General features: G+C 66.9%; 19 protein-coding genes. 3 read left to right on the top strand and 16 right to left on the bottom strand.

Features of this window, described 5'->3' with window-relative positions; genetic code table 11:
- Positions 1-41 precede the first annotated feature (41 nt).
- The 4 genes from EF294_RS10685 to hpf all read right to left on the bottom strand — a co-directional run bounded on the left by EF294_RS10685 (position 42) and on the right by hpf (position 7,232).
- Positions 42-1,484, bottom strand: coding sequence for a wax ester/triacylglycerol synthase domain-containing protein (locus tag EF294_RS10685; protein WP_123929364.1), 1,443 nt, complete (start codon positions 1,482-1,484; stop codon positions 42-44).
- A gap of 1,272 nt (positions 1,485-2,756) precedes the next feature.
- Entirely contained in the window at positions 2,757-3,371 is a 615-nt protein-coding gene (locus tag EF294_RS10695; protein WP_123929368.1) for an Rv3235 family protein, read from the bottom strand.
- Between the two features lie 63 nt (positions 3,372-3,434).
- Positions 3,435-6,257: a preprotein translocase subunit SecA gene (secA, locus tag EF294_RS10700; RefSeq protein ID WP_123929371.1), complete on the bottom strand. Its 2,823-nt coding sequence runs from the start codon at positions 6,255-6,257 to the stop codon at positions 3,435-3,437.
- A 207-nt stretch (positions 6,258-6,464) separates the two neighbouring features.
- Entirely contained in the window at positions 6,465-7,232 is a 768-nt protein-coding gene (gene hpf, locus EF294_RS10705) for a ribosome hibernation-promoting factor, HPF/YfiA family (RefSeq protein WP_123929374.1), read from the bottom strand.
- Positions 7,233-7,719: 487 nt separating this feature from the next.
- On the opposite strand from hpf, the gene EF294_RS10710 reads away from it, so the two are divergent.
- Positions 7,720-8,400, top strand: coding sequence for a ComF family protein (locus tag EF294_RS10710; protein WP_123929629.1), 681 nt, complete (start codon positions 7,720-7,722; stop codon positions 8,398-8,400).
- Positions 8,401-8,427: 27 nt separating this feature from the next.
- Here EF294_RS10710 and lpqB read toward each other — a convergent pair whose 3' ends face one another.
- From lpqB to mtrA, 3 genes are read right to left on the bottom strand one after another with little or no spacing between them, the layout of a single operon-like run.
- Entirely contained in the window at positions 8,428-10,200 is a 1,773-nt protein-coding gene (lpqB, locus tag EF294_RS10715) for an MtrAB system accessory lipoprotein LpqB (RefSeq protein WP_123929377.1), read from the bottom strand.
- Entirely contained in the window at positions 10,190-11,857 is a 1,668-nt protein-coding gene (mtrB, locus tag EF294_RS10720) for an MtrAB system histidine kinase MtrB (protein WP_123929380.1), read from the bottom strand. The genes lpqB and mtrB overlap by 11 nt, the downstream gene beginning before the upstream one ends.
- The gene (mtrA, locus tag EF294_RS10725) at positions 11,854-12,531 is read right to left on the bottom strand and encodes an MtrAB system response regulator MtrA (protein ID WP_004023513.1); all 678 of its coding nucleotides are present in this window, start codon (positions 12,529-12,531) and stop codon (positions 11,854-11,856) included. Before mtrA ends, mtrB begins: the two co-directional genes overlap by 4 nt.
- 151 nt (positions 12,532-12,682) lie before the next feature.
- Here mtrA and EF294_RS10730 point away from each other — a divergent pair, with 151 nt between their 5' ends.
- Complete coding sequence (locus EF294_RS10730; protein WP_123929383.1) at positions 12,683-13,342, top strand: dTMP kinase; 660 nt, start codon at positions 12,683-12,685, stop codon at positions 13,340-13,342.
- Between the two features lie 54 nt (positions 13,343-13,396).
- Positions 13,397-14,380 carry a hypothetical protein gene (locus EF294_RS10735; protein WP_123929386.1) on the top strand — a complete coding sequence of 328 codons (984 nt, stop codon included), beginning with the start codon at positions 13,397-13,399 and terminating at the stop codon, positions 14,378-14,380.
- 89 nt (positions 14,381-14,469) lie between these two features.
- Here the strand turns inward: EF294_RS10735 and ahcY are convergent, their stop codons facing one another.
- The 9 genes from ahcY to EF294_RS10775 form a co-directional block, all read right to left on the bottom strand.
- Positions 14,470-15,948, bottom strand: a complete 1,479-nt coding sequence (gene ahcY, locus EF294_RS10740) for an adenosylhomocysteinase (RefSeq protein WP_123929389.1) — start codon at positions 15,946-15,948, stop codon at positions 14,470-14,472.
- A gap of 170 nt (positions 15,949-16,118) precedes the next feature.
- The gene (locus tag EF294_RS10745; RefSeq protein WP_123929392.1) at positions 16,119-17,666 is read right to left on the bottom strand and encodes an APC family permease; all 1,548 of its coding nucleotides are present in this window, start codon (positions 17,664-17,666) and stop codon (positions 16,119-16,121) included.
- Positions 17,667-17,775: 109 nt separating this feature from the next.
- Positions 17,776-18,726: a cation diffusion facilitator family transporter gene (locus tag EF294_RS10750; RefSeq protein WP_123929395.1), complete on the bottom strand. Its 951-nt coding sequence runs from the start codon at positions 18,724-18,726 to the stop codon at positions 17,776-17,778.
- A 217-nt stretch (positions 18,727-18,943) separates the two neighbouring features.
- The gene (locus EF294_RS10755) at positions 18,944-19,246 is read right to left on the bottom strand and encodes a WXG100 family type VII secretion target (protein WP_006370368.1); all 303 of its coding nucleotides are present in this window, start codon (positions 19,244-19,246) and stop codon (positions 18,944-18,946) included.
- Positions 19,247-19,394: 148 nt separating this feature from the next.
- Positions 19,395-19,712, bottom strand: coding sequence for a WXG100 family type VII secretion target (locus EF294_RS10760; RefSeq protein WP_006370369.1), 318 nt, complete (start codon positions 19,710-19,712; stop codon positions 19,395-19,397).
- Complete coding sequence (locus tag EF294_RS21415; protein WP_185091031.1) at positions 19,690-19,830, bottom strand: hypothetical protein; 141 nt, start codon at positions 19,828-19,830, stop codon at positions 19,690-19,692. The genes EF294_RS10760 and EF294_RS21415 overlap by 23 nt, the downstream gene beginning before the upstream one ends.
- Positions 19,827-20,675: an ESX secretion-associated protein EspG gene (locus EF294_RS10765; protein ID WP_246007804.1), complete on the bottom strand. Its 849-nt coding sequence runs from the start codon at positions 20,673-20,675 to the stop codon at positions 19,827-19,829. The genes EF294_RS21415 and EF294_RS10765 overlap by 4 nt, the downstream gene beginning before the upstream one ends.
- Positions 20,676-20,677: 2 nt before the next feature.
- A complete protein-coding gene (locus EF294_RS10770; protein WP_123929401.1) occupies positions 20,678-21,676 on the bottom strand; it encodes a PPE domain-containing protein in 999 nt (332 codons plus the stop codon).
- 97 nt (positions 21,677-21,773) lie between these two features.
- Positions 21,774-22,091: a PE family protein gene (locus EF294_RS10775; RefSeq protein ID WP_123929404.1), complete on the bottom strand. Its 318-nt coding sequence runs from the start codon at positions 22,089-22,091 to the stop codon at positions 21,774-21,776.
- Positions 22,092-22,097: the final 6 nt, after the last annotated feature.

The raw sequence follows: 22,097 nt of genomic DNA on the forward strand, positions 1-22,097 counted from the left end.
GCCGGCGGCGGTGGCGTTACCACACGATCGCGTCCCACTCATCAGGTCCCCAGCAACTCCTCGAACGACTCGGCGACATAACCCGCGAGCGCGGGCAGTTCACCGATCACGCCACGGTCGGCGGTGAACGCGAAGTTCAACCGGTCGAGATATTCCACGACCCCGATCGACAACGCATGTCCGGCAATCAGGCCCGGCACCGCATGCAGGGCGCTCACCCTGTGCCCCAGGACATATCGACCCGGCACCGGCGAGCTGGTGATGGACACGGGGATGTTGTAGCTCCGGGTACCCAACGACCGGAAGGCCCACGAGCTGAATTCCGGGAACGGAACCACCCCGAGATCGGGAAGCAGCGGGCGAGGACCGAGCGTGACCCGCCGCGACGATTGGGCGTACCGATCGGCGAGCGCGGCGACCTGCGAGAGCCGCACCTTCGGATTGTCTTCTCCCACCGGCAGATCCGTCACAAAGCCCGGGGTTCCCACATCGATCCACGTGGCATCGCGCCCGGCGGCCGCTGTCACTCCCGGATCCCGGGTCGACAGCGGGATCTCGACGCGGACGGTATCGGTGATGGGTGCGGCGACGTCGAAGGACAAAAGCCATCGGCGCATCACGCCGCTGACGATCGCGAGCACCACATCGTTGACGGTGCAGCGGTGGTGCTCGGCGATCTTGGCGCAGTCACGACGGGGCACCGAGGACACCGCGAACATCTGCGAGGAACTGCCCGGCGAATTCAGCGGACTCTGCGGCGCCGAGTCGGTCATCTCCCCGATCAGATCGCCGATGCGACGTACCGTGGAGTCGACGACCGTGCGAACACCACCGACGACGCCGTTGCCCGTGACGACCGAGTCGATGAACTCCCCCGGCCGCGACACCGCCTCGGCGAGTGCACCGATCGCCAGCGACGTCGCACCGGGCGGGTGCCCCGGCATCCACAGGTCGGGCTCGTACTGGACGATGTCAGTGGTCTCGTCGGTGATCACCTGACTGATCTCGGGTCCGGCGAAGTCGTCGACCAGACACCGATGGCTCTTGGTGAGCACCGCACACCCGTTACCTTCAAGTCCTTCGATCAGATACATCTCCCACAGCGGCCGGGACCGGTCCAGCGGGCGCGACATCACGCGGGCGATCAGATCGCCGAGCTCGGCCAGGGTGCCCGGGCGGGCCAACCCGGAGCGGCGGATGTGGAAGTTGATGTCGAAGTCGTGATCGTCGACCCACACCGGCCGCGCCAGACCCATCGTCACCGGCAGGACGAGCTGCCGGTAGCGCGGCGCGAGCTGTAACCGGTTCTCCACCAACGACACCAGCGAGGGGTAGTCGAGAACGCGCTTGGCCCCGTCTGTTGCGACCCCGTCGGTTGCGACCCCGGCATCGTCGAAGATCAGTAGCGCCCCTAGATGGCTGGTCGCGCCCGACGGATCCAGGAAGTAGTACATCGCCTCGCGCGGGGACAACCGATTGGCCACATCGACGATCGTAAGGCCTCGGCTGCAACCCCTCGGCAACTGTTGCCCGACCCGGGCGCCCGGTTCGTCACTCGATGCCAGAGTGCCCGGCGAGGAGCCGACGACCACAACGGTCCGCCGACACCGCAGAAGAACGGAGTTGATGATGGTGCGCACAGCACGTCTATGACGACAGCGGGGACATCCGGAGCGCGGACATCGACGAGTTCACCGTCGAACCCGCAACGGTTGTCATCGAGGTGGCGTGGTGTGGGATCTGCGGCACCGATCTGCACGAGTACGCCGACGGACCCACCCTGATCCCGATGCCGGGGCTTGCGCAGCCGATCAGCGCAGAGAGCGCGGCGATCACGCGGGGACACGTGGTGCCGAGCGCGGTGTCGGCGATCTGGGGTCGGGGGTCGGCGGTCGGCGATCTGGGGTCGGCGGTCGGCGGTCGGCGACGGTGTCGAGGACCTCGCACCGGGCGATCACGTCGTCGTGGGGCGCTACATCAACGCCGACGGCGTCGACCCCGGACAGCCACAACAACGATTACCTCCTGGCCGATATGAAATGTCATCGGGCTCGATGATCTCGGCGGTGCGCTCGGCGAGAAGATCGCCGTCGAGCGAGACTGAGTCCACAAGGTGTCCAGGGGAATTCCTCTCGACCAGGCGGCAGTGATCCCCGTGTCGGCAGGTTTCGAGGCGGCGCAACGCAGTGACGCAGGTGCCGGGGGACGTCACGTAGATCACCGGAGCCGGCCCGATCGGTCTGCTCACCGCGGCGGTGTGCAAGGCCGAGGGCGCCACCAACGATCGTCAGCGAACCGCGTCGACTGCGTCGGGCGAAGGCCAGCGACACCGGCGTCGACCACATCGTCGGCGCAGGACGGGACACCGGCCGACTGTGACCTCACCGCCGGTCGCGGTGCCGACGTCGGCGTCGAATGCACCTCGGTGCAGCCTGCCCGCGACACCCTCTCCGAGGCACTCACGCCGACGGAAGTCCTTGCGATGGTGTCGATCTGGGGTTATCCCAAAATGCTCGGCGTGCAGAAGCTGGTGCTAAGAAGATCGCGATGCGCGACACCATCGCCTCCGTCAACAGTCATCCGGCGACCATTCGGCTCCTCGAGGAGGGCAGGGTCGATCTCATCCCCTCCATCACCGGGCGCATCGGACTCGCCCAGCTTCTCGACGGACGCTTCGACACGTTGGTGCGCCACAACGACACCGCGGTGACGATCCTGGTGGCAGCGTCCGGTGCGGGAATGAGCGGAGCCCCGACTCAGTTCATCTCCAACGTCGCCAGCCGCCACCGGTATTCGACCCGAACCGGAAGGCTCGATCGGACCCGCCCGGCCTGGCGTACCCGGACCGGGACGCGTTCGATGCGTCCGGCGAACGCGCGAACCCGGCGACCCCGCTCGACACTGCCGAAGATCTCCGCCGTCGACGGATCACACATCTGGATGTGGATTCGTCGGATGCGGGCGCTCACGCCCACGGCCCGGTTCTCGGGCCTGGCGATGTCGGGGCGCAGCACGGTGACGATGTGTTCGTAGAGCTGTGGGGCGACCGCGGTTTCCAGGTGTACCGCCGGACGCCGCCGATCGAGGACCTCGAGCACTGCAGCGATGGTCCGCGCGGCAACGCGTCGTGCCTCGACCGTCCCCACCGGTACCGCCACCGGCTCGGGTCGCCGCACCGGCCGCGTGCCGAGCGGCGCGGTCACCAGCGGCCCGTCGGTTGCCCGGCTCGGCTCTCCGACCGGCTCGTACACGGGTGCGGCAACGACGCGCACATGATCGACGGGGGCATCAGCCACTGCACGAACGGGGGCATCAGCCCCAGCACGAACGGGAGCATCGGCGGGAACAGTGACGGTGAGGGTTGTGGTCATGGAAATCGGACGCACCGCAGGGCGCTCCGGTTCCACTTTGTCCGAAGTTTTTCGCCCGACCGCCTACCGACGCTTCTTCTTGGCCTTCGGCGGTCGGGAGGTCTTGGTCTGTGCGCGCGCCGCGGCGCGGCGTTCACGCCGGGACGCCGACGTCACCGCCGGATCCTCAAGCTCCTCGGCCTCGCTGTGGCTGACCTCGCCACCGCCTTCGTCGGGGCCGGAGAACGTCATCTCCGAGGCATCCGGACCACCGTCGGGGGTGCGGTCACCGACCGCCCGCAGTGCGGGCGGCGCCTGACTCGACCCACCGGCCGCGGCACCGGCCAACGCGGGTGCCGGCTGTCGCAGTGAGGCCGCGGCGGGCGCGGGAACCGGCGGGGACTCGGTCTGGACCTGCACGTTGAACAGGAACTGCAGAGTCTCTTCCTTCAGGCCCTCGAGCATGCCGCTGAACATGTCGAAGCCCTCGCGCTGGTACTCCACGACAGGGTCACGCTGGGCCATCGACCGCAGGTGAATGCCCTCACGCAGATAGTCCATCTCGTAGAGGTGGTCGCGCCACTTGCGGTCGAGCACCGACAACAGGATCGTCCGCTCAAGCTGACGCATCGCGCCCTCGCCAGCTACCTCGGTGATCTGCGCCTCGCGCTTTTCGTAGGCGGCCTGCGCGTCGGCGATGAGGATCTCCTTGAGCTCCTCGGCGGAAATGTCGTCACGCTCGCCGTACTCGTTCTCGCCGACGACTTCCTTGGGATCGAGCTCGATCGGGTAAAGCGCACGGCACGCCGACCACAGTTCGTCGAGGTCCCAGTCTTCGGCATAACCCTCAGAGGTCGCTCCCTCGACATATGCGCCCACGACCTCGGCAACCATCTCCAGGATCTGTTCCCGATGGTCGGAGCCCTCGAGAATGGTACGGCGCTCGGCGTAAATGACCTTGCGCTGCTCGTTCATCACCTCGTCGTACTTGAGGACATTCTTGCGGACCTCGAAGTTCTGCTGCTCGACCTGTGTCTGCGCGCTGCGGATGGCCTTGGTGACCATCTTCGCCTCGATCGGCACGTCGTCGGGCAGGTTCACCCGGTTCATGATCGACTCGAGCGCGGCGCCGTTGAATCGGCGCATCAGCTCATCGCCGAGCGAGAGATAGAACCGGGACTCGCCCGGATCGCCCTGGCGACCGGAACGGCCGCGCAGCTGGTTGTCGATACGACGCGACTCGTGGCGCTCGGTGCCGAGCACGTACAGACCGCCGGCCTCGCGGACCTGCTCGGCCTCCGCAGCCGCTGCCGCCCGTGCGCTCTCGATCGCCTCTTCCCACGCGGCCTCGTACTCGTCGGGAGTCGACACTGGGTCGAGGCCCGCCTTGCGCAGTCGCGTGTCGGCGATGATGTCAGGGTTGCCGCCGAGTACGACGTCGGTGCCACGCCCGGCCATGTTCGTGGCAACGGTGACCGCGCCGATACGTCCGGCCTCGGCGACGATCTGGGCTTCCTGCTCATGGAACTTCGCGTTCAGCACGGTGTGCGGGATGTCGCGTTTGGCGAGTTGGCGCGAGAGGTACTCCGAGCGCTCGACGCTGGTGGTACCGATCAACACCGGCTGGCCGATCTCGTGGCGTTCGGTGATGTCGTCGACCACCGCGGAGAACTTGGCCTCCTCAGTCTTGTAGATCAGGTCGCCTTGGTCCTTGCGGATCATCGGCTTGTTGGTCGGGATCGGCAGCACACCCAGCTTGTAGATCTGGTCGAACTCGGCGGCCTCGGTCTCAGCGGTACCCGTCATGCCGGCGAGCTTGTCGTACATGCGGAAGTAGTTCTGTAGCGTGATCGTGGCCAGCGTCTGGTTCTCGGCCTTGATCTCGACGCCTTCCTTGGCCTCGATCGCCTGGTGCAGCCCCTCGTTGAACCGGCGTCCGTCGAGCACGCGACCGGTGAACTCGTCGACGATGAGGACCTCACCATTGCGGACGATGTAGTCCTTGTCGCGGTGGAACAGTTCTTTGACCTTGATGGCGTTGTTGAGGTAACTCACCAACGGCGAGTTGGCGGCCTCGTAGAGATTGTCGATCCCGAGCTGGTTCTCGACGAACTCCACGCCGGCCTCATGCACGCCGATGGTCTTCTTCTTGATGTCGACCTCGTAGTGCTCGTCACGCTCGAGAAGCGGTGCGATGCGGGCGAATTCGACGTACCACTTACTCGATCCCTCGGTCGGGCCGGAGATGATCAGGGGGGTTCGCGCCTCGTCGATGAGGATCGAGTCGACTTCGTCGACGATCGCGAAGTTGTGGCCACGCTGCACCAACTCCTCGAGGGAGTGCGCCATGTTGTCGCGCAGATAGTCGAAGCCGAACTCGTTGTTGGTGCCGTAGGTGATGTCGGCGGCGTAGGCTTCGCGGCGCTGATCCGGCGACATCCCGGTCAGGATGACCGCGGTCTCGAGGCCGAGGAACCGGTGCACCCGGCCCATCCACTCGGCGTCGCGCTTGGCGAGGTAGTCGTTGACGGTGACGACGTGGACGCCGTCACCGGAGATCGCATTGAGGTAGGCCGGCAGAACACAAGTAAGGGTCTTGCCCTCACCGGTCTTCATCTCGGCGATGTTGCCGTAATGCAGCGCCGCGCCGCCCATGATCTGGACGTGGAAGTGTTTCTGGTCGAGCACGCGCCAGGCGGCCTCGCGGGCCACCGCGAACGCCTCGGGCAGCAGTTCTTCGAGCGTCTCGCCCTCGGCGAAGCGCTCCTTGAACTCGTCGGTCTTGGCCCGCAGATCGTCGTCGCCGAGCGCCTCGAACTCGTCGGACAATGTCTCGACGTGCGATGCGATGGCATCGAGTCGCTTGACCATCCGGCCTTCGCCGATGCGCAGCAGCTTGTTCAGCACCGTTGATCGAGTCCCTTACTCATGTCGACATCCCGCCACGACCCATGCAGCGCGCACAGGCCGCCGCCCATCGTACCGAGGCCGCCTGAAGAAGAACTGATCGGCCGCGTCGGGGGTCCGGGGATCGATGCGCCTACCGATGCGCGGCGGGGCGGTACGGACGCCATGTCCACACCGCCCCGCCGACATGCGCGACCGGTTCTCCGATCAGGCGAGTCGGATCAGCCCGTAGTCAAAGGCGTGTCGCCGGTAGACCACCGACGGCTTGTCGGTCTCCTTGTCGTGGAACAGGAAGAAGTCATGCCCGACGAGTTCCATCTCATAGAGCGCGTCGTCAACGGTCATCGGCACCGCGGGGTGCTCCTTGACGCGGACCACCTGACCGGGCATATGTTCGGCGACACCGTCATCCCACCGCTGTTCGGCCAAGTGTTCGGCACCCTCGGGCGACGGGCCGGCATCAACCGAGAGCTGGTTGTCACGCAGGCGCGGCGCCCCGACCTCGGTGGCCTGCGCCACCGACAGCGGTCGGCGGTTGCCGTAGTGCACCTTGCGGCGGTCCTTGACCCGACGAAGTCGCGACTCGATCTTGTCCAGTGCCGACTCGAGTGCCGAGTAGAAGTTCTCGCCACTCGCCTGTGCGCGAACCACCGGGCCCTTGCCCATCGCGGTGAGTTCCACCTGCTGACAGACCTTGGACTGGCGGCGGTTGCGTTCGTGGTTCAGCTCGACGTCGAAGCGGAAAATGGTCGGATCGTAGCGTTCGAGTCGGGCGAGCTTGTCGCCGACGAAGATCCGGTAATGCTCGGGTATTTCGACGTTGCGGCCACTGAACGCCACCTTCGCGGTGGGCTCGGCGGGTTCGTCGGACTCCACCGTTCCCGGTGGGATGACGAACGCGGACTGGTTGTCGATGTCGTCGACCGCGGCGACCTTGGATTCGCGCTGGCCCTTACGGTGGATGACAGATGACATGGAACTACCTCCTGGAAAGTGCTATTCGACCTCGAGGTGCCGAGCACGGGTCCACCAATCACACGCGCCCAAGAGGACTGTCGAATACGTTGGCGCTCAATGATTTCGGGTGGATCCTTCGATGTCGACTCAAGAGTCGCAGAGCAGGAACCGAGTCAGTACCGACCGACGGTCGGCACCCATATGCACTGGCCTCACCTCCCGGCGCGGAGCGGTGTGTGCTCCTCCGCGATGACCACTCAACCTCTTGTACCTCTGACCGTAGTCGGATGTTCGCAGCGCGGCCACGTTTCTGATCAGTGCGTCACGTCGTGGTCACCGACGTCGGGACCGATGGCCCACCATGTCAGCGCAACAACCGGCGATGCACAGACCCGGACCGGTCCACGGCAGTGACGCCCGCACGCTTGCGCGGCCGGATATCGCCGGCGTCTGCTGTCACGCTCGTCGGGTGACCTCATCCTCGCCGCGCTGCTTTGGCTCTGTCATGTCGGTCCTCGCCGTGGGGATGAGACGGGTCGGCGTCGAGGGCGCCGACCTCGTCCTGCCCCGCACATGCGGTGGATGCGGTCGCCCTGGGTGCGACTGGTGTCCCGACTGTGCGGCGAGGATCGCCGACGCACCCATCGAACTGCATCCTCGGGTGGCGATCGGTATACCGGTGTGGTCGGTGGGACGCTATCGGGGACCGTTGCGCGCCTCGATCATCGCGATGAAGGAACAGGGAAGACGGGACCTCGTCACCCCTCTCGGACGGGCGCTGGCCGACTCGCTGATCACGCTGGCCCGCTGGGGCGAGATGCCCGATGCCGCGCGGCTGCATCTGATCCCGGCGCCGACCCGCCCGCTCGCGGCCCGGCGTCGTGGCGGCGACCCGGTGACGGCAATCGCCGGCGTCGCGGCCGGACGACTGGGTACACGGGCCCGGGTGCGGCCCCTGTTGACCACGGCCATGACCACCCGCGACTCGTCGGGTCTCGACGCGCGCGAACGGCGCGCGAACCTGCGTGGCAGCGTCCGTATCCGAGCCGGCGCACGCTGTCCTCCGGGTGCGGCGATCCTCGTCGACGACGTACTCACCACCGGCGCGACAGCTGCCGAATCGGTCCAGGTATGCCGCAGGCACGGCATCGGGATCGGTGCGGTCGTCGTCCTCGCTGGGGCCTGAATTGCCCGGCGCCACACCGGGATCTCGTCAAGGGATGACCGGGATGGTCCCCGGTGTCATCGCCGGTTCGACCTCGGTCCAGTACTCGTCGGCCTGACCGTTGGTGCTGCCGAGACGCAACACACCACGCTGGTCGGAGATGTAGACGGCGGTCGGGTTGGCGACGACCGCGGTGACCGGGGGCGAGACGTTGCCACTGAGCAGGCCGACGGCCGGGGTGCCGCTGATCGAGACCTGCACCACCGGCGAGTCGGTGGCATCACGGGCGACCATCACGGTGGTCGGAGACGCCCAGTCCAGCGACACCGCGCGGTTGCCGATGTTGTAGGCGGCGATCAGCGGCCGTGCGAGCGTGAGTTGCCCGTCCGCGTTGGTCGCGAGCACCGCGAACACCACCTGGCCGGACACGATCATCGCGACCCGCACGCCGTCGGGGGCGACCTGCAACTCGGTGATCGGACCGCGCACCAGCGCGGCGACCGCTCCGGCATCGATCTCGGCGACGCGGGCACCGCCGGGGTCGTTGCCGATCCACTCGACGGGCCGGCCGTCGACGACGGCCCAGACCAGCTCGTTCTCGGGGCCGAAGGACGGGCGGGTGATCGACATACCGGAGGTGATCGTCGTCGGCGACCCGCCGTAGTCGCCGACAGCCAGGTTCAGCCGGGGGTCGGGGCCACTGGCGGCGAGAACGGCGGCCACCCGCGATCCGTCCGGAGAGATCGACGCCGAGCGTAGCGAGGTCGGAGCGCCGAGCGAACCCGATACCGGCGCGGTGCCGTTGTCGATGACCTTGGCCATTGCTCCATTGCGAATGATGTTGAGCCCCACGGCCGATGTCGGCGGCACATTCGGGTCGAAGGCCCGCACGTCGGTCGTCTGCCAGCCCGCGGCCCGGTCGCCGACCAGCGGCGCACCGTCGGCGTTGATGACGTACGGACCTCCGATGTCGGCTCCACTGAGCGTCCAGCTGACCTGCGCGGCGAGCAGTGTGCGATCCCGGGTCGAGAGGCTACCGATTCCGGTCAATTCGACCCGCACCCCGCCGCCGGCCACCGGCGTGACCGGACCCCGCAACGCGGCCCCAGTCGGAAATGCGGAATCGACCGCGGTGGCCAGATCGTCGGCTGGTCCGTCGATCACCGTGTTCACCAGCGTTGTCGGGTCCGAATCCATTCCACCGTAGAGCCACCGCGGGTCCGGCACGAGGTGCGAGCGCGTCCGGTCGGTGAAGTACACCAAGACCGACCGGTAGCTGACCTCGAACTGGTTGCGGTCGATCATCGTGCGATCGGGCAGGGTTCCGTCGATGCGCCACTGATTGCCGACCCGCGCCAACGTCAGGGTGGTCTCTACCTGTCCGGTCGCCGGCAGCAGCTGACCGTCGGGTTTGAGGACGCCCACGTTGTTGCCGACGAGACGCATCCGAACGGCGGTCGGGCTGCGTTGATCCACGTAGGTGTTGATGTCGTCGAGGATGATCGCGTCACCACGTTCGTCCCATTGCGCCGCGGTGACCGGGGCGAGGAACTTGCGGGCCGCGGCGTGCGCGTCGGTGGGTGCTGCGGTGGCCTTGAGGTACGCACGGACCAGCGCCTCGGGGTCCATATCCGGCTGTGGCGCCGGCACCGCATTCGTCGGGCCCTTACGGGCGAAGGAGCTGATCGGTTGCGGCAGCGAATCGTCGGGAATACCGCCGCAGGCCGCGACCATCACCGCGAGGACACACAACAGTGGCACCAGCAGGCGCCATCTCGCCCCGATCGACCTCGTCGCGACCGGCCGAAGATCACTCGCCACCGACAGCTCCCTCGACGCGGGCGGGTGTGGTGACGCTCTTGACCTTGCTCGCGCCGACCGGTTTGAGCGGTAGCGGAGAGCCGAGTACCTTGTGTCCGCGGACCAGGGGCAGGGTCAGCCGGAAGCAGGCACCGTGTCCGGGTTCGCCCCACGCCTCCAGACGGCCCTGGTGCAACCGGGCGTCCTCGATACTGATCGCCAGGCCCAGCCCGGTGCCGCCGGATCTGCGGAACCTCGACGGATCGGAGCGCCAGAAGCGGTTGAACACCAGCTTCTCCTCTCCCGGACGAAGGCCGATGCCCTGATCGCGGACGGTGATCGCCACGGCATCGCCGTCGGAGCGCATCGACAACGTCACCGGTTTGCGTTCACCGTGGTCGATCGCATTGGCCAGCAGGTTGCGCAGGATTCGCTCGACCCGGCGCGGGTCGATCTCGGCAAGGACCGGTTCGGCCGGGAGATCGAGAATCAATTCGGTACCGGTCTCCTCGGCCAGGCGGGACACCGTCGAGAGCGCAGCGTCAATCGGGATCGCCATGTCCATCCGTTCGGCCGCCAGCTCAGCCATACCCGCATCGTGTCGGGAAATCTCCAGCAGCTCGTTGAGCAGCGTCTCGAACCGGTCGAGTTCCTTGTCCAACAATTCCACGGATCGGCGGCGCACCGGGTCGAGCTCGTCGCGGCCGTCGTAGAGCACATCGCTGGCCATGCGGACGGTGGTCAGCGGTGTCCGCAACTCGTGACTGACGTCGGAGGTGAATTGCCGTTGCAGCCCACCGAACTCCTCGAGATGGGTGATCTGCTTGGACAGGCTCTCGGCCATGTCGTTGAATGACATGGCCAACCGTGCCATGTCGTCCTCACCGCGGACCGGCATGCGTTCCTTGAGTCTGCCGTCGGCAAATCGGACGGCGATCCTCGATGCCGACCGCACCGGGATGACCACTTGCCTCGACACCAGCCAGGCGATTGCCGCCAGGAGACCGAGCAACACCACACCTCCGGTCAGCAGCGTGCCCCGGACGAGGTCGACGGTGCTGTTCTCGGTGGTCAACGGGAAGACGAGATACAACTCCAGCCCAGGCACCGAGGCGTTGGTGGGAGAGCCGATGATAAGTCCGGGTTCTTGACCGCCGGCCGAGTTGACCACCGAGGAATATTGGTAGGCGATCTGTCCGCCCTGCACCATGTCGCGCAGGTTCCGTGGGATCTCCGACACCGGTCCGACGCCGGTGGCACTGCCGTCGGCCCCGGTACCGGGTACCAGTAGCACCGTGTCGAACGTGCCGACGTTGCCCGACGACTGTCCGCTGTCGATGTCCCGGTCGGTGAGCAACGACCGGGTTTGGCGCAGCCTGTTCTGCACCGACATGTTGCCGTCACCGCTGGCGAGATCGCGTTCCACCGACACCCGCGCGCGCTCGATCTCCTCGGTCGCCGCAGTGAGTTTGACGTCGAGCAACCGGTCGGTGATCTGACTCATCAGGACAAACCCGAGGATCAGCAGAACGACAAAAGACAGCACCAACGTCGAGAAGATGACCCGCAACTGCAGTGAGCGTCGCCAGATCCGGCCGAAGACCGAGGCGATCGCGCTCGCCGTGCGGGTGAGCCGTCCGAAGGTGCTGTTGACGCGCCGTCTGTTGCGACCGATCACGGCGGGCCGGCCTTGTAGCCGACCCCCCTCACCGTCAGAACGACCTCCGGATTCTCCGGGTCGGTCTCGACCTTCGCGCGTAACCGCTGAACGTGCACGTTGACGAGTCTAGTGTCGGCCGGATGCCGATAGCCCCATACCTGTTCGAGCAGGACGTCGCGGGTGAACACCTGGCGGGGCTTACGGGCCAACGCGACGAGCAGGTCGAATTCGAGCGGCGTCAGGGAGATCGGGACGCCGTCGCGAGTCACCTTGTGCGCGGGAACGTCGATCTCCACCGGCCCTATCGACAGCAGTTCCGCCGGCTCCTCGTCGGTGCGGCGCAGCCGTGCGCGGACCCGGGCGACGAGCTCCTTGGGCTTGAACGGTTTGACCATGTAGTCGTCGGCACCTGACTCCAGGCCGAGTACCACATCGACGGTATCGGACTTGGCGGTCAGCATCACGATCGGCACCCCGGAGTCGGCTCGCAGCACGCGGCAGACGTCGATACCGTTCATTCCCGGCAGCATCAGATCGAGCAACACCAGATCGGGGCGGATCTCGCGGACAGCGGTCAGTGCCTGGGTCCCATCACCCACCACGAACGGCTCAAACCCCTCGCCGCGCAGCACAATCGTGAGCATCTCGGCGAGCGCGGCATCGTCATCGACGACGAGGATCCGTGGCTTCATGCTGACAATGGTGACACTGTTGTGATCATCCGGCCGTGATTGACGCGCCGCGCATTCGTGACGCCCGGACGCCGGTGGCCGCCGCCCGCCGGGCAGAGTGGTCACGCGGACACACTGCGCAGGCAACCGGGCAAGGACACAGGAGCATATGGTGGGTCGACTCATCGCCGTCGAGGGACTCGACGGCGCCGGTAAGAACACGCTGGTCAACGGCCTGGTTCAGCGATGGCGCGAGCGAGGTGCGGCCGTGGCGACGGTCACTTTCCCTCGCTATCGCCAGTCACTGTTCGCCGACATCGCGGCCGAGTCACTTCATGGCGAGCACGGGGATCTGCGCGAGAGCGTGTATGCGATGGCCCTGTTGTTCGCGCTCGACCGATCGGCGGCGGCCCCGGAGATCCGGACCGCGCTCAAGAGCAACGACGTCGTCGTCGCCGACCGTTATGTCGCGTCGAACGCCGCCTACAGTGCCGCGCGTCTCGCGCAACCCGCCGACGGAGAGGTCGTCCGATGGGTGCACGACCTGGAATTCGGGCGGCTGGATCTCCCCCGTCCCGATCACACCCTGTTCCTCGCCGTGGCAGCGGAGGTCGCGATGAGTCGCGCGCAGGCGCGATCGGCCGGGGACCCCACACGACCCCGCGATCACTACGAGCGCGACGCGGATCTACAACGCCGTGTCGACGCGACGTATCGCGAGCTGGCACGGTCCGGGTGGGCCTCACCGTGGACGGAGGTGGCCGACGCGACCCCGGAGACACTGATCGACCTGCTCGGCGCTGGGGTCGACGACCCGAATGACGCGCGCTGACGCCGCCGCACGCGGTCCGATAGCCTGGCTGGACCCACGTCGCGAGGAAGACTTATGACCTATCCGCCGCCCCACGGTGGCGATGCACCGCGGGAGCCCGCACAGCCGGCACCCACACCCGAGGAGGTTGCCGGCACGGCGCCCCCCGGTGCGGGACCGACCCCGACGCCCGCGCAGATGCCGACCCGCACGATGACGACCTGGAGTACCGGCGGACAGGCTCCGCCACCGCAGGTGCCCCTGCAGCAGCCTCCGGCGCCCGGCACTGCCGCCGTACCACCACCGGCACAGGTAGCGCAACCCGCTGCCGCGCAACCCTTTTCATCGTCCGTTCCGCCCCCGTACCAGCCGCCTGCACCCCGGTCGTTCGATCCGCAGGTGGCTCGTGGATTCCCTGGGGGCGGCACGCCGGGTGGTGGATTCGGGCCGGGTGTGCCCGGTGGAGGAATGCCCGGAGACCGATACCGTCCACCGGGGGGCCCGCGAAACACCGGCGCGCTCGTCGCCATCGGCGCCGGCGTGCTCACGGTCGTCGTGATCGTGGCACTCGCGGTGACGTTGATCGCGGTCAACACCGGCGGCAGCACCGACACCACGGTTGCCACCGGCGCGCCGTCGACCGCTCCGTCCACACCCGGCGGTGGGGGCGCGAGCACCGCGCCCGACACCGACACCCCAACCCAGACGGCCCCGGACACCGACGGCACGTCCGCGGTCGATCCGACGACCGCGTATGCCATCGCCGATGCGATGCAGCGCTACATCGTCGCGGCCAACGCCCGCGACGTCGCCGGGATGCAGGCCGCGGTCTGCAGCGCGGCGCGATCGTCGGTGCAGGCGCCGACACAGCAGGGCAATCTGGTGCTCGAGCAACTCCGGGTCAACTCGGTCGATGGTGACACGGCACAGTCGACGATCCAGACCCACGTCGAGGTCGGATCGCAACGCAGCAGCAGTCAGCAGGCCTCGGCGAGTTTCGAACGCGAGAACTCAACCTGGTATTACTGCCCGGGCGCCGAGCCCGCCATCACTGCCTGAGGGGCACCGAGAACCCGGCACTGACAAACCCGAAACGCTGCCCGGCTCGATGTGTCGAGCGGGGCAGCGTTTCGTCGGATGGATGCGCCTCAGTAGCGGTAGTGCTCGGGCTTGTAGGGCCCCTCGACGTCGACGTTGATGTACTCAGCCTGCTCCTTGGTCAGCTTGGTCAGGGAGCCGCCGAGCGCCTCGACGTGGATCTTGGCGACCTTCTCATCGAGATGCTTGGGCAGCCGGTAGACCTCGTTGTCGTACTCGTCGTTCTTGGTCCACAGTTCGATCTGCGCGATGACCTGGTTGGAGAAGCTGTTGCTCATCACGAACGACGGATGACCGGTCGCATTGCCGAGATTGAGCAGCCGGCCCTCGCTGAGCACGATGATCGAGTGACCGTCGTCGAAGATCCACTGATCGACCTGCGGCTTGACGTTGATCCGCTTGGCGCCGGAACGCTCGAGGCCCGCCATGTCGATCTCGTTGTCGAAGTGCCCGATGTTGCCCAGGATCGCCTGGTTCTTCATCTGCTTCATGTGCTCGAGCAGGATGATGTCCTTGTTACCGGTCGAGGTGATGACGATGTCGGCCCCGGAGATCGCATCCTCGACGGTGACCACATCGAATCCGTCCATCAGAGCCTGCAGGGCGTTGATCGGATCGATCTCGGTGACCTGCACACGTGCGCCCTGACCGGCCAGCGATTCCGCACAGCCCTTGCCAACGTCACCGTATCCACAGATCAGGACCTTCTTGCCGCCGATGAGGACGTCGGTGCCGCGGTTGATGCCGTCGATGAGCGAGTGGCGGGTGCCGTATTTGTTGTCGAACTTGGACTTGGTGACGGAATCGTTGACGTTGATGGCGGGGAATGCCAGGTCGCCGGCGGCGGCGAACTGATAGAGCCGCAGCACACCGGTGGTCGTCTCCTCGGTGACGCCCTTGACCGAGTCGGCGACCTTTGACCACTTGGTCTTGTCCGCCTCAAAGCTCGACCGCAGCAGGTCCAGGAAGACCCTGTACTCGGCGGAGTCGTTCTCGTCGGCGGGCGGAACGACTCCGGCCTTCTCGAACTCGGCGCCGCGCAGCACCAGCATGGTGGCATCGCCGCCGTCGTCGAGGATCATGTTGGCGGGCTCGTCGGGGTTGGGCCAGGTGAGCATCTGCTCGGCGGCCCACCAGTACTCCTCGAGCGTTTCGCCCTTCCACGCGAACACCGGGATGCCCTTGGGGTCGTCGGGCGTGCCGTGCGGGCCGACCACGATGGCGGCGGCGGCGTGATCCTGGGTGGAAAAGATGTTGCACGAGGCCCATCGGACCTGCGCACCGAGCGACACGAGTGTCTCGATGAGCACCGCGGTCTGGATGGTCATGTGCAGCGAACCAGAGATCCGTGCGCCCTTGAGTGGGGCGACCTCGGCGTACTCGCGCCGCAGCGACATCAGGCCGGGCATCTCGTGTTCGGCGAGTTCGATCTCCTTGCGGCCGAAGTCGGCCAGCGAGAGATCGGCAACCTTGAAGTCGATGCCGTTGATGGAGTCTGCCTGCGGTGCGTCGTTCTGCACCATGGTCATCTGGTCCCCTTCGGAGTCGGTGTGGCTCGTCGCGTGTCCTGGGTGTGCGCGGATGCGACCCCCGGGGACACGACGAACAGATCTGAGGACCAGGCTATCCGACGCTGTCAGCGGGATGCCGGGCGTGGGCGCGGAGAGTCATGCCACCGGGCGCCTCGTCGGCGGGCGGCTCACTTCTTGGACGCGCCGGGCCCTCCGGATGCAGCGGCACCCCGGCCGACGGTGTCGACGCCCTCGATCTCCCCTCGCTCACGCCTGCCGACCATCGAGTGGCGCATGCCATAGAGGAAGTAGACGGCGACACCGATCACCATCCAGATGACGAAGCGAATCCAGGTCAGCGCCGACAGATTGAGCATCAGCCAGATGCAAGCCAGGATGGCCAGGACCGGGATGATCGGTCCGCCGGGAACGGTGAAGCCGCGGTCGAGATCCGGTCGGGTGCGGCGCAGGATCATCACACCCGCAGCGACGACGACGAACGCGAAAAGCGTACCGACGTTGACCATCTCTTCCAGCTTGTCGATCGGGAAGAAGCCCGCGACGATGAACACCACGACCCCGATCAGCACAGTGAGGCGGGCCGGAGTACCGAAACGCGGATGCGTCTTGGCCAGACCTCGTGGCAGCAGCCCGTCGCGGCACATCGCGAACAGCACCCGCGACTGGCCGAGCATCAGGACCATCACGACGGTCGTCAGACCGGCGAGGGCACCGATGGCAATGGTCTTCTCCGCCCAGGTGACCCCGTTCAGCGCGAACGCCGTCGCCAGGTTCTTGGGTTTGCCGTCACCGGCACTGGTGGCGAGCTGGGTGTAGCTGACCATTCCGGTCACCACGATGGTCACCAAAATGTAAAGGACGGTGACGATCGCCAGCGATCCGAGGATTCCGCGGGGAACGTCGCGGCGGGGGTTACGGGTTTCCTCCGCGGTGGTGGCGACCACGTCGAACCCTATGAACGCGAAGAAGACAATCGACGCCGCCGCCAATACCCCATACCAGCCATAGGAGCTCTCGCCGCCGCCGGTGATCAACGAGAACAGCGACGAGTCGACCGACTTCTCGGCGCCGGCGCCACTTTCTGAGGGCGGGATGAAGGGCCTGAAGTTGGCGGACTTGACGTAGAAGAACCCGACGACGATCACCAGCAGCACCACGGCCACCTTGATGGCCGTGATGACGGCACTGACCCGCGAGGAGAGTTTGGTGCCGAAAACCAGCAGTGTGGTCACCACGGCAACGATGACCATCGCCCCCCAGTCGATCGTCACCGATCCCACATCGACTGTGCCGCCAGAGAATCCGAACACACTGCCGAGATAAGACGACCACCCCTTGGACACCACCGAGGCGCCCACAGCGAACTCCAGGATCAGATCCCACCCGAGGATCCACGCGAGGAACTCGCCAAAGGTTGCGTAACCAAAGGTGTACGCCGATCCCGCGACCGGCACGGTCGAGGCGAATTCGGCGTAACACAGCGCGGCCAGGGCACAGGCGATCGCGGCCATCATGAACGACAGTGAGATGGCCGGACCGGCCTTGTTACCCGCGGTGGTCACGGTGATGGTGAAAATGCCTGCGCCGATGACCACCGACACCCCGAAGACCATCAGATCCCACGAGGTCAGGTTCTTACGAAGTTGGTGTCCGGGCTCATCGGTGTCGGCCATCGATTGCTCGACGGACTTGACCCGGGTCAGCGGGTTGGCCATTCGCCTCGACCTCTCTCGTTGGTACAGCCATGTGCGGTTCCAGCCGATCAGCCAGAACGCCCACCACAGCGCCGACTGGTTGCCGTGGGCTAGACGCTAATCGACGCGATCACGACTTACCCGGATTTCGGTGCAGAGCGGACGGATCGCTGCGGTCGATGTCGGGTTCGAGGTAGATGATGCGGGCCTGCGGCACCGCCGCACGCACCCTGGACTCGGCGGCGTCGATGGTTCGGGCCACGGTCTGCAGGTCGACGTTCGGTGGCAGCGCGATCTTCGCGGCCACCAGCATCTCCTCGGGGCCGAGATACTGGGTCTTGATGTGGATGACGCGGTCGACGCCGTCGCTGGCGAGCGCTGTCATGATCGCGGCCTCCTCGGTCTCGGTCGCGCCCTCACCGATCAATAGGCTCTTCATCTCCACGATCAGCACGATCGCGATGACCCCCAGCAACACTCCGATGCAGACCGTACCGATGCCGTCCCAGATCGCATCGCCGGTCGCCATCGTCAAGCCCACACCGCCGAGGGCGAGGACGAGACCGATGAGGGCTCCGCTGTCCTCGAGCAGGACGACGGGCAGTTCGGGGTTGCGCGAGTTGCGGATGAACCGCCACCAGCTCGCCGACCCCTTCAACGGCCGCGACTCACGGAATGCGGTGACGAAGCTGTAGCTCTCCAGGCAGATCGCGACGAGCAGGATGACGACCGCGACGAGCGGCGACTCAAGCCCGTGGTCGTGGGCGTGCATGATCTTCTCGACGCCCTCGTAGATCGCGAAAAGCGAACCGAGAGCGAAGATCACGAGTGCGACGATGAACGAGTAGAAATACCGGGCACGCCCATACCCAAAAGGATGCAGCCGATCGGCGCGGCGGGCCGCGCGTTGTTGCCCGAGCAGCAATAGACCCTGGTTGGCAGTATCGGCGACCGAGTGCACGCCCTCGGCAAGCATCGACGACGAGCCGGTGACAGCGAACCCGACGAACTTGGCAATCGCGATACCGGCATTGGCGGTCAGGGCGGCGACGATCGCCTTCTTGGAGCCTTCGGCGGACACGAGCTGATCCTCCCATTCGCCGGGAACCCGGCATGACAGCGCAACATCGCGAACTCTAGGCCATCACCGCTCATCGCGACACCACCACCCGAACCGCCGGCGACCACCGTCGCCGAGCCCTAGCCGGCGGATCGGGCGCCGAGCCGATGCCCACGCCTTTGGTGCCGGAGCCCCGGCGGCAGCAAAGGTGTGGGCCGGGCCCGGTGCTGCGGCGGGTCTAGACGAGCCCGCCGAAGCCGCGTGCGATCGAGGTATCGGTCTCGTTCATCACCGTCCGCGCATTGGTCACGCCGCGCTGGATGCCGAGCAACTGCTCGCGGGCCTGCATGAACACGCGGTCCCAGTTCTGCTGGGCGGCGTCGTAAGCCTGCTTCGCGCCGGGTGAGCGCCAATTGCCGTCGAGTGCGGCGACTTGCGATTTCAGCTGCGACGCCAGGTCTTCGAGGCGGCCGAACTGGGCGTTCAGCCCCCCTTCGAGGTCGCCGAGGGCGGCGAAGTCGTACTTGATTCTTCCGGACATGGGAAGTCCTTTCGGTCAGATGTGGTCGTGATCAGATGTGCCGGGCCCGGTCGTGGTCGGTCCCGGTAGTGGTCGGCCGCGGTGGTGGTCGGGCCCGGTAGTGGTCGGCCGCGGTGGTGGTCGATGGTAGGTGCGCCTGCGCGAGGGCTTACAGACGCAGCGGCCCCTCGGCGCCAAAGCCGCCCGCGGCCTGCGAATCCTGGTCGTCGTAGCCGCTGAAACCAGCGGTCAGCTGGTTTCGGATATCGTCGAGGGCGGCATTGAGCGCCGTCGCCGACGAGTTCCAGTCGGTGTGGGTGTTGTCGAATGCGTTGGACGCGCGGCCGTTCCAGCTGGACACGCCCGTCGAGGCCGCAGTGGCGATCTGGCGGATCACCGCCTGCATATCGTCGACGATCTGCGAGACCGATTGCGCTGTGGCCAAGCCTGATTCGACGTCGACGTCAACTGCTCCATCGAGATTCATGGTGCTTCTCCTCATAGATGTCGGCACCGTCGTCGCGATGCCCCCGAAGCGCTGTCCGTGCGGACAGGCGCTGATGTCCCCCGGCGAAGATCTCGATGGGGAAGTCCCGTCGACTCATGGGAACCACCGTCGTCCGGGCAGGGTGTCGATCAGCCGGTCCACGGCCGCACCGATCCGATGACCCGTCCCCGGGGTGATGGTGGTCCACAATCTGTCGTCGGGTGATCTGCTGAGGCCCATCAGAATTCGACCCGCACGCGAGTCGATGATCCCGATGGCCCCAGAAGTCTGGGTCAAGACGCCGTCGGCACGTGTGGTGGCCACGATCTCCCACCGCACATCGCAGGACAGCAACGCGTCAGCCACGCGGATCGCATGGGCGTCCGCGGCGCCCCATGCGCGCAGTGCCGCACCAACATCGAGGGTGTCGGCACAGTGACCGAACCTTTCGGTCAGTTCGCGGGTGGGGACGCTGGTCTCGGCGAAGTCCAGTGCGTCGTGCGGGCCACACGTCGCGCGAACGGCGCCGGCCAAGGCGTTGATGTCAGGCACGGGGATGAGGGCGAGGTCGATGTGATCACCTCGCCGCACCGCGAGAACGTGGTCGTGACCGCGACGGGCCACGCAGGCGCGGACCGTCGACTCGGCGGCGAAACCCCGAATCTCGAGTTCCCGGTCGGGGTGGGCGAGCACCCCGACCACCAGCTCGGCCCAGAGCGTGGGGCCGCTGCTGTCGGACAGTCCTGCCTCCGTGATGGCACGGTCCAAAGTGGCATCGTCGTGATCGGCACGGTCGCGGGCGTCGGCTCTTGCCTCGCCGAGCGCACCGTCTGTCTCGCCGAGCGCACCGTCGGCCGCCGGCGTCCAGAGGTCGAGCACCACCGGCCAGGTGGTCACCCCACATCGTTGTCCGAGTCGGCGCAATGCCGCGATCTCGATGCGGCGGGAATCGGTCGACGTCACGATCACTGTGCCCTCCCCGTGTCCAGGGTGAGGGTCTGCTCGACGTATCGGGGGTCGAGCGCCACGCTCGCCTGTGCGGCGACCTCGGCCCAGGTTTCCGGAGGGCGGGGGGATGCCTCGGCCTGCCCGATCTCGGCCTGTGCTCGGGTGTCGACGCGGACGACGCGATCGCTCATCGATGCCGTCGAAGTCGTCGACGCCATGGGCGGCGGTACCGCGGGCGACGCTCCGGGTGTCTCCGACCCTGCCGCAGCTGCGCCCGCGCCGGTGGTCGGCGTGGGTGATGCTGCGGGCGCTGAGGCCACCATCGTCGGTGTGTACGCGCCCCGAGGAGGCGGCGCCGAGAGGATCATCGGCGCAACGATTCCCGTGGGCGAGCCGGACCCCTGACCCGAGTGGTCGGAGACAACCGGCGTCTGCGGTGATCGGCCGGGCGTGGTCGCCGGCGGGGTGCCGGGCACCAGTTGTGGTGCGGCGTGGGCAGCTCGCCACGGCTGTGCCAGCGGCTCGGCGGCCGATTCGTAGGCCTCCATCACCCGCGCCGCGCGCATCCGTTGCTCGTGGACCGCGCGCTCGGCGTGCGCGGACGCCCCGGTGGCGATCGGCGCGAGGAACGCGACGACTGCCGCACCGTGCGCAAGCGTGGCGGCCAGATCAACCTCTGCGACGCTCGGCATCGCCAGTCGCGCTACCGACACGGCGAGTGACTGCGCCTCGGTCAGCGCCGCAGCCTCGGCGGCTTGCACTGCCATGTCGGTCAGCCATCCGAGGAGACCGGCGAGACGGTCGAGGACGTCGGCGGCTGGGCCGGACTCCCAGTCGGCCCGCAGTCGCGCGAGGACAGCCCCGTATTCGGCTGCTGCACCGGTGAACTCACCGGCGAGTGCGCCCCACGCGATTGCGGCGTCGGCAAACGCCGAAGCTCCTGGCCCCTCGACGAGGTCGCTCGCGAGTCGGCGGCTGGAACGCGCGTCCCAGAGGACTCCGGTGAATCCGGTCATGCCCACTCCTCTCGGCTTGTCGGTGGGTCGGTCGGGATGACTGTCTACGGACGGGGATGTCCGGAGGTCATGCGGTTGTCGGGCCCTGAGGCGGCCGTCAGGCCCGCAGTCCGGTCGCGGCGTGATCGTCGGCGTCAGCGAGGCCACCGGCGTGCGACTGCAGCATCGCCGCGATATCGCGCAGCTGTTGGATGCCGGAGGTCGCGTCCTCGGCGAAGCGATCGGCCACTGCGGTGGCCGAGGCAGCCGTGGTCACCGATACCTCGTCTCGACCGGGCGCGGCGACCGCGGCCTCCGGAGTGAGTCGTCCGACCGCTGCTTCCAAGGACAACGCCAGACGTTCGAGATCGGCGCAGGCCCTGGACAACTCATGCGGATCGACGTCGAGACCGTCGGTGGTTGGTGGCGGTGTCACAGGCTG

The organism is Gordonia oryzae (assembly GCF_003797185.1).
Taxonomy (GTDB): Bacteria; Actinomycetota; Actinomycetes; order Mycobacteriales; family Mycobacteriaceae; genus Gordonia; species Gordonia oryzae.